The sequence below is a fragment of the Clostridium sp. BL-8 genome (genome assembly GCF_002006495.1).
GTDB lineage: Bacteria > Bacillota > Clostridia > Clostridiales > Clostridiaceae > Clostridium.
The window spans coordinates 1-625 of sequence record NZ_LZZL01000222.1 but is presented as its reverse complement, the minus strand read 5'-3'; the positions used below and the strand labels follow the sequence as shown (position 1 = coordinate 625).

Annotated in this window: 1 protein-coding gene; it reads left to right on the top strand. The window is 29.6% G+C overall.

Annotated features, from left to right (window positions below):
• Nucleotides 1-625, top strand: a 625-nt coding sequence (locus CLOBL_RS27340) for an AMP-binding protein (protein ID WP_143323985.1), incomplete at both ends; no start/stop codon positions are given.

The window sequence follows — 625 nt, the reverse complement described above, 5'->3', positions numbered from 1 at the left end:
TACCAATAGATCCTGAATATCCAGAAGACAGAATAAAGTATATGTTAGAAGATAGCAGCACAAAGATCCTTTTAACTCAAAATAATTTATTAGAAAGTACAAATTACGGTGTGGAAGCTATAGACTTAGAAGATAATAAATTATATGAAATGGAAAATAGTAATTTAGGTACTATAGGAAAATTAAATGATTTAGCATATGTTATATACACTTCTGGAACAACTGGAAAACCTAAAGGTGTAATGGTGGAACAAAAGGCTCTTGTGAATTTATGTCTTTGGCATAATGAAAATTATGAAGTAACAGAAATAGACAGGGCAACAAAATATGCTGGTTTTGGTTTTGATGCATCAGTATGGGAGATATTCCCTTATGTTATAGCTGGAGCGGCTTTGCATATAATAGATAAGAGTATAATGCTTGATAAAGCTGCATTAAACAAATATTATGAGGATAATCAAATAACAATAAGCTTTTTACCTACACAAATGTGTGAGGAATTTATGAATTTAGAAAATAAATCTTTAAGAAAGTTGTTAACTGGAGCAGATAAATTAAAAGTCTATAAAGAGCAGACTTATGAATTAATAAATAACTATGGTCCAACAGAAAATGCAGTAGTTAC